The 11,446-nt window shown below is 58.4% G+C and carries 8 protein-coding genes; 2 read left to right on the top strand and 6 right to left on the bottom strand.

The genetic code is table 11. The annotated features are described in order from the left end of the window. The first annotated feature begins 6 nt into the window (after positions 1–6). Together tnpC and CRO18_RS19060 are read left to right on the top strand one after the other, a co-directional pair. Entirely contained in the window at positions 7–1,548 is a 1,542-nt protein-coding gene (gene tnpC, locus CRO18_RS00070) for an IS66 family transposase (RefSeq protein WP_170952503.1), read from the top strand. Between the two features lie 910 nt (positions 1,549–2,458). Next, a complete protein-coding gene (locus tag CRO18_RS19060) occupies positions 2,459–3,856 on the top strand; it encodes a pentapeptide repeat-containing protein (protein WP_249275956.1) in 1,398 nt (465 codons plus the stop codon). Here CRO18_RS19060 and CRO18_RS18500 read toward each other — a convergent pair. The 6 genes from CRO18_RS18500 to CRO18_RS00100 all read right to left on the bottom strand — a co-directional run bounded on the left by CRO18_RS18500 (position 3,810) and on the right by CRO18_RS00100 (position 11,385). Continuing rightward, positions 3,810–4,082, bottom strand: a complete 273-nt coding sequence (locus CRO18_RS18500) for a hypothetical protein (protein ID WP_102026113.1) — start codon at positions 4,080–4,082, stop codon at positions 3,810–3,812. The two genes, CRO18_RS19060 and CRO18_RS18500, sit on opposite strands and share 47 nt — an antisense overlap. Positions 4,083–4,377: 295 nt before the next feature. Beyond that, positions 4,378–5,100, bottom strand: a complete 723-nt coding sequence (locus CRO18_RS00080) for an efflux RND transporter periplasmic adaptor subunit (RefSeq protein ID WP_097080629.1) — start codon at positions 5,098–5,100, stop codon at positions 4,378–4,380. After that, on the bottom strand, positions 5,069–7,054 hold the full coding sequence (locus CRO18_RS00085; RefSeq protein ID WP_170952504.1) for a preprotein translocase subunit SecA: 1,986 nt from the start codon (positions 7,052–7,054) through the stop codon (positions 5,069–5,071). Before CRO18_RS00085 ends, CRO18_RS00080 begins: the two co-directional genes overlap by 32 nt. Then, the gene (locus CRO18_RS00090; RefSeq protein ID WP_143128577.1) at positions 7,038–9,200 is read right to left on the bottom strand and encodes a hypothetical protein; all 2,163 of its coding nucleotides are present in this window, start codon (positions 9,198–9,200) and stop codon (positions 7,038–7,040) included. The genes CRO18_RS00085 and CRO18_RS00090 overlap by 17 nt, the downstream gene beginning before the upstream one ends. After that, positions 9,200–10,924 (bottom strand): efflux RND transporter periplasmic adaptor subunit, encoded by a 1,725-nt coding sequence (locus CRO18_RS00095; RefSeq protein ID WP_170952505.1) that lies wholly within the window; start codon positions 10,922–10,924, stop codon positions 9,200–9,202. The genes CRO18_RS00090 and CRO18_RS00095 overlap by 1 nt, the downstream gene beginning before the upstream one ends. 134 nt (positions 10,925–11,058) lie before the next feature. After that, positions 11,059–11,385 (bottom strand): DUF3467 domain-containing protein, encoded by a 327-nt coding sequence (locus tag CRO18_RS00100; RefSeq protein WP_076484087.1) that lies wholly within the window; start codon positions 11,383–11,385, stop codon positions 11,059–11,061. Positions 11,386–11,446 lie beyond the last annotated feature (61 nt).

An 11,446-nucleotide genomic window follows, 5' to 3' on the forward strand; every position in this document is an offset into this window, starting at 1 on the left:
GCAAGAATGGCTATCGGCACACAGGTCAGCGGCATCGTGGTGATGTTCTCCGCAGCCGAAACCGAGGTTGAAACCGCCAAGAAGCGGATCCGCGCCCTGCGGAAAGATGTACGGGCGTTAAAAGAACGGCTGGCGGTGCTGAACCAGGAGCATTTCGGCACCAGCTCCGAAAGGAGCCTCGACACGGATGCCGACCTCGACCTATGGGGCGACGATCCCGACGAGGGGGACGACCCGGAAGAAGAGGTAAAGACGAAAGGTAAAGGGGCGCGGAAGATCTCGAGGGACATCAAGATCAGGCGGGTCAATCACTACCCCGAGGACATGACCTGCTGCACCTGCGGTTGTCAGATGAAATCGATCAAGGCGGAGGAGCGTGTGGGGAGCTTTCAGATCGTTCCCGAGCACGTCGTCGTGGTCAAGGACGTCTATCATACCTGTGCCTGCAATCACGATGAACGCTGCAAAGAGAACAAGCCCGTGGCGGCCAAGGCGAAGAAATTCATCATGAGGGGGCGCGGTGTCGAGACCGGCCTAATCGTCGAGGCCGCGGCCCAGAAGTTCTTCGAAAGCAACGCGACCTATCGGATGGAACGGCGATTGTCCAACAGCAACATCAACCTGTCCCGCCAGGCCATCGGCCGGAACATCGCCCACCTGTCCCGTTTCCTGCGCCCAGTCTGCGAGGAGCTGCTTGAATACATCAGGTCCGGCTCCGTGGCGCATATGGACGAGACCCCGCTGCGTATCCAGGCGCCGGGGACCGGAAAGAGCGATACCGGCTATCTCTGGGCCATCTGCCGCGATGAGCGGCGCTGGAATCCGGATGCGCATCCCGCAGTCTATTACGAATATGCTCCCACCCGGGCAGGTGAGGTGGCTGAAAGACTGCTGACCGGTTCCCGCATCGAATACCTGCAAACCGATGGCTATGCCGGTTACAACCGCCTGTTCAAGACTGACGGGGCGAACCAACCCATGGCCCCGGTGCGATGCTGGGCTCATGCGCGGAGGAAGTTCCACGAAGCCCTGAAAGCGACCGGCAGTGGCCTGGCGGGGCGGGTCAGGAGCAAGATCAACAAGCTGTATAAGATCGAGAAGACGGTGGCCGACCTGCCCGCCGACGCACGCCTTGCGATCCGGCGGGAACAATCCCTCCCGATCCTTGAGGAGATCCACGCGGAGCTGCTCGGGGCCGAGGGTCGGGCGCATGGGGAGTTGAAGAAGGCTGTCAACTACACTCTGAACGCCTTCGATGCCCTGCGGCGTTTCGTTTTCGATGGACGGCTGGAAATCGACAACAACCCCATCGAGCGCTGCATGCGGTTGATCGCGTTGGCGAAGAAGAACTCGATCGGAGCTGGCTCGCACGAGGCGGCGCAGGTCTGGGCGATCTTTTATACCTTGATCGAAAGCGCCCGGCTGAACGGGGTCAACCCGCGTGCCTATCTGAACTGGGTGGTCGAGGGGATCGAGCGCAGCGGCGGTGAGATCGACCATGCCACGCTGATGCCTTGGCATTGCCCGGCCGGGCGTCTCGACGACTGACCGCTAATGGGTCCGGCCTATTGGGCCGGGCTAGGTCTCGCCCGTCATCACAATAAGCAGCCGGAATCCGCGAGGTTTCCGGCCCAAAGACGTTGGAACCAAGTAAAGCATAGCTGACTGACATGAATATCGGACATTAACGGAATTTATCACCCTCAGCCTCGCAGTGCTGGCGCACCTGATCGATTCAGCGATCGAACCAAACCCAGTTCCCATAGTCCCCGACGCACCCTAAACCCTTGCCCGGTTTTTTCGCATCAAGCTGCTTCCATAGCTGTGTATGGTCATGCATGCGGAAATGCGGGAAACCTGCCGCTTGCATCTGCTCTACTACTTTATTGGGTGGATAGGATGTCCTGATCATTCGTGAATGCTCCGCCCCGGGCGATCATCGCCTTGATCAAGGCGACTTCCCAGTTCTCGAGGGTGTTTCCCCGACGCCGCTTGGTTTTCTTCGGGCCATTGCCCCGGTCTGCCATTCTGAACCGCCCTGATCATGCGTCGCGGACGCCCTGCCGAACACACAAAATACTATTTTCGGGGGATGGCTTCAGAGGCAAGCCTGAGTTCGATCCGTCACACATTGCGGGGGGATTCAGCGATCATGACAGTGCCATACTGCCCGGAGGAACAGGATGGATATGGCCCCCGCCCTGTCGAATCGGATCCTCGATCCAGCCTAACGGACACGATCTTGGCCGGGCGCGCTCCACAAATAATCCGGATACTAGGGGCGTTTCGGGGGCCTTTGCACCGCTTACACCTTGAGCTTCCCCGGCACAACTCATCTGGTGAGCAGCGCGCTGAATGCGAAATTCCTGACCTATCCGAGTTCGCATCGGACCTCACCTGTGACCAGCGCCCCGCATACTGGCACAACTGGACCAAAGCGCGGGGCAACACCGCGTCGATGCCAGAGGCGGTCACGGCTGAAAGCCTTTCCGACCTAAATGTCGAGCCGCTGCTGCTTCACCTGCTCATCCTCTCAGACTATTGCGGCGAGCGATGGACGGAGGCGGCAGAAAACCGAAATTTGGTCTACGAAGATATTCTCTGCAAGGTCCACGCGAGGAATGCCGCCAAACCGATCAACGGGTGTAGCTGGAGTAAAGACCAATTCTTCCATCTCATGGAAGCCCTTGGCATCGCCGCATGGCGCGGCAATGGGCGGGCCGGGACAGAAGCCACCTTCGACGCGGTTTGCAAGCGCCACGCGCGGCATCTTTTCAAAGGCACGTCTGGGCCGCAGGTGCCCGACATGGACAGCGTTATCCTACAAACCCATGCGCGCCCGATCGATGGCCCCGACGCCGGGTTCGAATTCATTCACAAAAGCTTCGGCGAATACTTGGTCGCGAGAGGGCTCGTGACTGCGGCCATTAGGTTGCACAAAAGGTGGACATCTGAAGCGAATGAAGAGGAGGAAAGCTATTTCGCTCTTAGTTGGGCGGAACTGGTTCGCGATGCGGCACTCACCCCTGAAGTCATCCGTTTCCTTTACGACGAAACGCTGCGACGGGCGAGCTCGAGCACTTCGAACGCGGAAGACTTGCACCTCGTCAAGCGAAGCCTTGAGCGCATACTAAACTGGGTCCAGCAGCATGGGTTCCCCGTACATAAGATGGAAGCTATCGGCGACTTCCGAGAACTCGAAACCTGTCAACGCTGCGCAGAGGCCTCCATGCTCGCCGTAGCATCTGCAATAGCATGCGCCAGTTCTTCTAAAGAGGAACGTGTCACCATCGAATGGAACGCTGACGGGGCGCTCCGTTTCCTCGAAAGGCTGCATGCCACGAGCCGTGGGCGCAACAATCGCATTCTTTCGAAAATCGACCTCAACGGGGCGGACATAAACGGAGCGAAGCTCTTCGAATCAGACCTCAGAGGGGCGAACCTTAACGGGGCGAACCTCAACGGGGCGAATCTCTTCGACTCGGACCTCCGTGATGCGGACCTCAGCGGGGCGGACCTAATCTGGACGGACCTCAGGGGGGCGGACCTCGGCGGGGCGAACCTCAGCGGGGCGAACCTCAACGGAGCGCTATTGAAATCTGCCAATCTGGCGAAGTGCACATTTGCCGCCACGTACGCCAGATTGACAGATTTTAGCCTTACCAATTTGTCTGCGGCACAGGTCAATTCAATTTTTGGCGTCAAACAAGGCTTCGGGCGCACCATCTTACCGGAGGGTCTTGAGCCGCCAGACTTTTGGCACGTTGCGCAGGAGTCGACGGAAGATAAAGTGGAGTTACGGCAAGCTTTTAATGATGCGGCTCGAAGATGGCGTGCAAAGCAGCGAAGCGATTGATCGAGCCGGGTAGGCCTTGCGGCGGTAACGATACCAATTTGCCATTCCACAGCGGAGAAGGCGCGCAACCTGTCGCGCGCACCACATCGGAGGTCTGCAAATTCACCAGAAGCCATTCCCTATCGAGGGCCAAACGGGCCGCTTTGGGCACCTGTCGGCGAAACCACCAACTGTTCCCTCTCAGCTTCAACAGGCGCTCCGCGCCCTTGCTGCTTTTGCCCGCCATGACCGCTCCAAATCCCATGCTGACCAACGCATGCTGACCAATCCATGCCCCGCAAGCCACTGAACATCAATATAAAAAGGGCGCAAAGGCGATTTGGTTTCTCCTCCCCTCAGCTCCACCAAGCCGTTCCCCTAACATGTTGGCTTTGAATAACTGCAAAGGCGTGGCCTGCCACTGAACCATGATTTATCCCCCCATGGCGACACGGCACCTTCACCAGCCCGGTCACTTCCGGGGGAGGTCAGCCCCCTCACCTAGGCGCATTACGACACAGTCGGGCCGGGGTCTGCCCCCATCACTTCGCAGTGGAAACCAACATACAACTCGTCCCGGCGACGAATTCACGATCCGCGTTTTCGAGAACAGCATTCACGCGAAACGACTTACTTGCCAGATCAATGATTGGATCCGCAAACACCACCGTGGCGGCAACAATCGCGCCGCTCTCGGTACGGATCTTCACCTCTTGGCCCGCATCAAATTGACCAAAACGGTCGGACGGGACATCGATTTCGACCAGAAGTTGGGACAGATCAACGATCCGCATCGCGGCGCTGTCTTCCAGCATCTCTCCCTCTTGGACGGCGATCGACACAACAATCCCATCATGCGGGGCACGTAGATTGAGGCGCTCGAGTTCAAGCTCCATCTCGCGGGCAGAGGCGGCCTTGACGGCGAGGTCTGTTTCCCGCCGGTCGCGCTCTTCGGCGATCATGACACGGCCGAGCATTTCGGCCCGCTCCATTGCACGCTCGGCTTGCCGGAGTTCTGCAAGGCTGCGCTCGTAGCGTGCGGGCATACCAGCCCCGTCCAAACGCATGACGATATCGCCCGCATGAACCTCTTGGCCCAATTGAACCACAACCTCTTTCACCAACTCACGCCCGGAAAAAGAGAGGTTGGTGTCTTTGATCGGGGCCAGCAAACAATATCCGCTCTCCCCTTCTTGAGCCGCTAAAGGAGAGGCCAGAAACGCGAGTAAGACACTAGTCCGCACGCGTGAACGCCAACAGCTCATTCCGTTTTTCCTCGCTCTTAAGGAGTTTCAGCCGCCGATTGCGGCGATGTTTTTCCAGCCGGTTCCGTCGCCACTCAACGTAGGGGAAATGCACACGCACCGCCAAGGGCTTTGATAGAGACAGTATCCGACTGATCCCCTTGCGCATCGTTTTTCCGATCATCCGCTTCAATTCGGGTTCATCTAGCGCATGCGCAATATCGTAACTGCCGGGGTCGCCCTGACGCCCCGCACGCCCGAACAGCTGGCGTTCCAAGCGGCTGGTATCGAGCGTATCAAGGATGATGACATGCAGCCCGCCAGCATCCTTAACCCCCTGCGGCAACTTAATATCGGTTCCACGGCCTGCCATATTGGTCACAACCGTCACACGACCGGCTTGGCCTGCAGTCGCGACGATCTCGGCCTCTTCTTCCAAACGTCGCGCGTTGAGAACATCATGCGGCCGCCCCACTGCGCTCAAGGCATCGCTGACCTGCTCGGAAAGGAGAACACTGGACACGCCGATCAAAATAGCGCGCCCCTCAGCGGCCATCCGGTCGGCGCGCGCAATCGCCCACTCCAGCTTTTCCGCTGTGGTTTCAAAGACGTGCCGCTCCAACATTTTGCGCTGAACGGGGCGATGGGTTGGCACCTTGGCAATGGGCGTTGCATAGGTTCCGGACAATTCTCGGCGGACTTCTTTGATCGTGCCGCTCATCCCCGCGAGCTTGTGATACCTGCGGAAAAAGTTTTGGAAACTCTGCTTCGCAATCACTGCGCGGTTTGAACTGACCTCAAGACCTTCGCGGTATTCGATGACCTGCTGAACGCCCCAAGGCAGCGTGCGGTCGGGTGTAGGGCGCCCCGTCTGCGGATCGACCAGAACGATTTTATCCTCTTCCACGATATAGTGGACATCTTTGGTAAAACGGTCCTGCGCCATACGCGCTTTGGAGATCATCTCTTCCGCGATGGCGAGTGACTTCCACTCAGGCGCGGCATCGGGGATTTCCCGGATCAATCGGATCAACGCCTCGGGCCGCAAGCCACGATACCCCAAAGCATCGGGCGCTTCCCAAACGTCCTCTGACGCGGTCGCCACCAAATCTATCGCTTGCCCAACGAAAGCTTTTGACAAGGTATCATCGACAGGTTCGGTCAAAATCAGCGGAATATTCGCCTCGTCGATTAGCACCGAATCCGCTTCATCGATCAACACAAAATCGAGGCGATGCACCAAGGGCCCGCTTTGTTCAAAGACCCGACCAATCCCCGCAAGCTGCAACCGATAGGCCAAAGGCGAGGCCCGCTCAACACGGGCGCGTTCGCGCAAATAATCGAACACCAGTTCTTTGTTCGCACAATAGGTCACATCACAGCCATAGGCCTGTTTTTTGGCGGCGGGCTCCATATCATGAATGGCGCAGCCGACACTTAGGCCTAATTGTTCGAGGATCGGGGTGACTTCCTCGGCATCGCGTTCTGCAAGATAATCGTTCACGGTCACCACATGCGCCCCACAGCCCGCCAAACCATGAACCGCAACAGGCAACGTTGCTGTGAGTGTTTTCCCCTCACCCGTCGCCATCTCCGCGAAATGCCCGGTCGAGAGCAGCAAACCCGCCTGCAATTGCGTATCGTGAAACCGGAACCCGCGCGCGCGGAACAGCGCCTCATCCACGACCGTCATCACCGCCGCCAATTTATGGAGCGTGACCGGGCCAGACGCCAAGGCTATGCCAGCCGCACGGGCTTGGTCGCGCAAGTCATCGGGGGACAGATCGGCCAGCGAACCACGGGCCGTGGTGACCCGTTCAACCAAGCTGAGCCGCGCTCTTTTGGTGCGGAACCGGAGCTTGCGCCATCGGTTCAACAAACCCCATTCGCGCTTTTCGCTCGCCAGAATTTCCCGCTCAGGCGGGAACAGAGACAGCGCATCACGCGGCGCAGGGATATCAGGCGCCAGGACCAAAGCGCGCCCCCACAGCCGTCACAACGCGCGGCCAATACCGGTTGAACAAAGATGTCGGTGGATGGGACAGTTTCAGCTGCACCACCCGCCCAATCGCCAAATCCTCCAGCGGAACCTCAATCACCAGATTGAAAGCGGGATTGAGCGCGTAAAACTGATCATCGGGGCTTTCCAGATCGGTCATGATCGGCCCGCCCATACGGTCTGCCAACAGCGGATCTGGCAAAACACGGCTCGCATCAGAGCGAACGCTGACATCCTGAGCATCAATCTGCCGGACATCGCCAGCCGACACCATGACCCGCGCGCCCGTTATCCCGGACCGCACCGCGAGGCCGCTTGCCTGCGGAATTTGGGCAACAATCCGTCGGTCGTCAGGGCCAATGATCCAACCCAACTGCTGGCCGCGGGTCACCATCATTCCAAGCGCGACAGGTCGCAAAGCAGGCATCCACTCCCCTGCCCGTTCCGCCGTGATGTTTATCGCCGCAATCTGCGCCTGAAGTTGCGCTAACCCGTCAGCAATCGCGCTCAGTTCGGTTTGAATCGCATCGACCAAGGGGATTTCGTTGGCATCCTGCGCGGCCCGCAAACGTGCCTCTGTCGCGAGTTGCCGCGCCTCAAGCGCCTCTAGTTCTGTGCGCATCGCCTCACGGTCAAGCAGCATAACAGGGTCCCCCACCGCTAGAACCGTGCCCTCGGTGACCGATAGCTCTTCGACAAATCCTTCTGCGCGCGCGTAAACGGCCGCATTCGGGCTCGGCGCAATCACAGCAGAAACCGTTGTGCGCAGCGGCAGCGGGATCACTGCAATCACAAGAGCAAACAGGGCAATAAAGGCCGAGGTGCGTTGCATCACTGTCCATTTCCGCTTCAACGTCTCCGGCGAGGTTGAAAGCGTCCGCAGGGATTTAAGGTTTGGCCAAATTAACCCACCGATGATCACCCAAACACCCAAAATCTGCCCCGCCATTCCCAGCATATCCGCCAGACCAAAGGCGATGGAAAAGACAATAACCACCCGGTAAATGCCCGAAGCGACCGCATAGAACAAAAGCCACACCCGTTCGAGCGTGCCACCTGTTTCCGTATCCGGCCCCGGATCAATCCCCAAAAGACGCTTGCCTATCCGGCCCATCAACGTCTGTCCGCGCGTGGCCAAGCCGGGGGTTCGTGTCAGGTCACTCACCACGTAATACGCATCAAACCGCAAAAGCGGGTTGCCGTTGAAAAAGATCGTCGAGATCGTGCACAGCAAGATCGTGTTGAACAGGATGGCCCGCCAGAGCCCCGGGTCCGCCTCTGCCCAAAGGATCATCGCGACACCTGCAATCGCAAACTCGGCCAAAATGCCCGCCGCCGTGACCAAGGCGCGCGCGCCATGAGAGCGAAAGGCATTGGCCTGAGAGGCATCAACATAAGGCATCGGCACGAAGACAAGAAACATCACGCCCACTTGGGTCACGGTTCCGCCGAAGCGACGCACAGCCAAAGCGTGCCCCAGTTCGTGGATCAGTTTCACCGCAGGATAAACGCAAGCCATGATGAGCAGATTGCCCGGATCAAGAACCCTGTCACCAAGGTTCGCCGTCAAGGGTGTCCAATAGGACAAAGCCGTGAACCCGCCCCAGATCACTGCAATCGCCCAAAGCAAAAAACCAATTGGGCCGAACACAACATGCGCGAATGCGGTCACGGCTTCGGTTTCTAAAACCGCCGAAGGGTTCCAGAGCGCGATCTTTTGTGACACCGGCGATTTCAGAAACCGCGCGATCCATTCGCGAGACTTCTCTGTCTGGCCTTTCGCCAACTGTGCCGCACGCGGCACCGCATCAACGGCCACAACACCGGCTTCATAAAGACGGGATAAGAGTTCGAGAAACTCATCCTGCGGAGGCAGATCGCGTTTGTGGCTCCACGCGATGTCATTCCAAATCTGATCAATCCGGGTTTGCCCATCGAAACGGCGCAAAATCTCGAAATCATCGGCGTGGACCCGAAATGTCCTGCCCGAGGATTTGTCGGTCAGCACATACCAAGGCTTTCCGCGATAGTCATGCAGCGCCACATCGACCTGAGGTCTCAGCCGCGGACACAGAGCCGAAACCCGATACCAGTCTTCACTGTGAAGCTGGACACGCGCCATTAGGGCATCCAGCGCCAGAGGAACATATAGATGGTCTCGGCAATGGGTTTGAGCCAAACTTCGTAGATTGGCGCCTTGCCCAAAGACAACCGCGCCGTTCCCTGCATCCCGTTTTCGATGTTTGACGAAACCGAGCGCAACTCCCCAAAGGCAACAAAGCGAAGTTCGCCGTCAATGGTCTCGGCACCGGGCTTGATCCGCGTCACCCCAACCGTCAGCGGCACTTCAGGCGCCGCATCCAAACGCACCTGCCCCGTCAGCCCCTCGGCCAAACGATCCCCGTCGCGGTTGCGCACTGACAGCTGGAGTTCAATGCCTTGCCGTGGGGCGATCCGCAAAAGCTCCTCACCAAAAGTCACGCGCGCCCCAAGGCGCTGACGCAAATCCCCTTCGAGCACGAGCCCCGCCGTGCGCGCGACGATGACCGTCTGCTCCAACTCACGCTGCGCAAGAGAAAGCCGCGCTTCCGCCTCGCTCCGCTCGGCATCGGCCACTGCGGCTTCAGCCCGATCGCGATTTGCCCGTGCGACTGCGGCCCGTGCAGTGTGGCGCGCTATCTGCGCCTCAAGCTCCGCAATCCGCAGTTTGATTTCATCATCTTCAAGCTGAACAAGAGGCTGGCCAACGGTGACCATATCGCCGGGAATGACAAAAACCCCCTCGATAAAACCATCCATAGGCGCGCTCATCACCCGAAGATCGGGATCATCAATGACAACATCGGCCCGCAGCGTGTTCTCAATCTTCACGAAGAAAATCGCAAAGAGCGCGATCAAAGAGACAGAAACGATCAGTTTAAGCTTAAACGCCCGCGGCCCGAACAAGCGCTTCAACCACAGCTTGGCCGCATGGTAGTTGCGCGCAAATGTGCTCCGTGCCGCGAGGTCTTTTTGCTCAAGGATCGGACGAGAAAGCGTCCAAAGCACGGACCATGCCTTCAGGTCCGGCACCTTGTCTGCGCGCGCCCAATGCAGAACGACGACCTCGTCGATGTCCCCTTTGGCATTCGTCAGCGGCACCGCCATAGCGACCGCATCCCCATGCATTTCCGCCAGACGACCAATGATCGAGGTTTTGTTCTGATCACCACGGTTCCAGCGCACGGGCGCACGCCGCAACTGCGCCTCATGCGCCGCCTGACGCGTGAGATCGTTGATCCGCGATTTGCGATCAAAACGGGTTTCCCCAGAAATGGCTTCGATCTTGAGCCCCAAGACACCTTGCCGAACAAGGACAACACGGTCACAGCCAAGGTCCTTGGCACAAAGAGACGCCATCGTCTGACGCGCCTCTAAGGGGGTCTCGGTATCGAGCATTTCGGCGCAGAGCAGGAAGGCCTGATCGTAGATCGCCATTTCCCGTTTTGTCTGCGCCATCGTATCTAGCGTCAGGTGATGCATCACCCAACCGAGCGAGGTCTCAAGCTGAGCGATCAAAAGCTGAAGCCGGGACGCTGGCATCTCGTTCACACCCACAAGCAAAACGACAGGTGTCTCTAATCCCGGCCCCTTGACTGGCATCGCAATCGCTTCTGCGATGCCATCTTCAGGTCGGTCCAAGGGCACCAAAACCGCCACATTGGTGGCGCGCATGCGCGCGACGGCTTCACGATAGCCAATCCGCTCCATTGGCATGGTTTCAGGCACGGCAGCGATACGCCCCGCGCTTTCTCCATCCAGACGCAGAAGCCCGACCTCAACGAGGCCAGGCAACCGTTTCTGCAAGTCTTCACACCAACTTTGTAACCGTTTGAGAAGATCAGGGCTTTGCGCCTCCGGACCCTTCTCATCATGCGGGCTCGAAGCTGTTTGCTCCATCCTAGGCCGTATCTTTCACAGATGCCCCCAAAGGCACCCGATTAGTTTTGCACCGCAGTGTTGGTTTCCGGCGACGGCGGTTGTGCAGACGCATCAATGGTGCCGTAGCGTTGCTCGTGTTGGGCAATGGCATTCACGAGCATTGCAGCAAGGCGTTTTGCGGTCTGCGGAGTCATGATCACGCGATCATTGAGATCCACTTCAAACTCATCCCCCTTGCCATGCCAAGAGCGGCCAGTGCCGATCAAAAGCGCAAATTCCTCAGAGGTCGCGGCGACGTTCACGACGTTGCAATAGCTGGTGCGCATATTGCCATCGCGGAACACAACCGTTTTACGTCCCGCCGCCTGATTAGCCTCATTTGCCATTCTTGGTTCCTATCCTTGTCTTTTGTTTAATCTTGCTGGTTATCCCACGACACGCAGGCCA

Origin of the sequence: Rhodobacter sp. JA431 (genome assembly GCF_900217725.1) — a bacterium.
Classification (GTDB): Bacteria; Pseudomonadota; Alphaproteobacteria; order Rhodobacterales; family Rhodobacteraceae; genus Rhodobacter; species Rhodobacter aestuarii.

Coding starts and splice junctions, on each gene's coding strand:
- CRO18_RS00090 (WP_143128577.1), bottom strand. CDS start 9,200: ATGGCGCGTGTCCAGCTTCACAGTGAAGACTGGTATCGGGTTTCGGCT.
- CRO18_RS18500 (WP_102026113.1), bottom strand. CDS start 4,082: ATGGCGGGCAAAAGCAGCAAGGGCGCGGAGCGCCTGTTGAAGCTGAGA.
- CRO18_RS00100 (WP_076484087.1), bottom strand. CDS start 11,385: ATGGCAAATGAGGCTAATCAGGCGGCGGGACGTAAAACGGTTGTGTTC.
- tnpC (WP_170952503.1), top strand. CDS start 7: ATGGCTATCGGCACACAGGTCAGCGGCATCGTGGTGATGTTCTCCGCA.
- CRO18_RS19060 (WP_249275956.1), top strand. CDS start 2,459: ATGCCAGAGGCGGTCACGGCTGAAAGCCTTTCCGACCTAAATGTCGAG.
- CRO18_RS00080 (WP_097080629.1), bottom strand. CDS start 5,100: ATGAGCTGTTGGCGTTCACGCGTGCGGACTAGTGTCTTACTCGCGTTT.